The organism is Kitasatospora nipponensis (assembly GCF_039528135.1).
In the GTDB taxonomy this organism is placed as follows: domain Bacteria; phylum Actinomycetota; class Actinomycetes; order Streptomycetales; family Streptomycetaceae; genus Kitasatospora; species Kitasatospora nipponensis.
In genome coordinates, this window is sequence record NZ_BAAALF010000953.1 from 1 (window position 1) to 577 (window position 577).

Sequence of the window (577 nt, forward strand, 5' to 3'; positions counted from 1 at the left end):
CGTCAGTCCGCCTGCACCGTCGAGCGACGTGTACACGGCGAAGTCCTGCCCGGACGGGACGAACTGGTGGGGATGCGCGTGGGGTGGGCGCGGGGGGCTCGTCCCCCATATGCAAGCCCGCGCTGCGCAGGCCACCTATCAGGGTCAACCGCATCCGCAGACGATGGTGTGGTCGTGGTTTGTAATCCCCCATCTCACCCCCAATGCGACGTGGCAGGACGAGGTGAAGGCGGTCAACCGGGTCGACCTCCTCACCAGATACCTGAACGACTACCGTTTCTTCCTCCAGAAGATCGGCACCTCGCACGACATGATCGATCTCGAAGCTGATTTTTGGGGATTCGCACGAGGGACGGGCGATGTGACCAAGGTCCCGGCGCAGGTGACTGCTGCGGCTCCGAACGACTGCGGAAACCAGGAGAACAGTGTGGCGGGTCTGGCCCGCTGCCTGATCTCAATGACCCACAAGTACGCTCCTGACGCGACCGCCGGTCTGCACCTCACCTGCTGGGACTGGCCGGGCAACGAGCAGAAATGCGCCAGGGATTACGTGGCCCTCGGGGCAAAGAATGCGGAC

1 pseudogene is annotated in these 577 nt (G+C 63.8%); it reads left to right on the forward strand.

Annotated elements, in window-relative coordinates:
- Positions 1 to 28 precede the first annotated feature (28 nt).
- Positions 29 to 577 (forward strand): annotated as a pseudogene (locus ABD323_RS44265) (RICIN domain-containing protein); the annotation flags it as partial.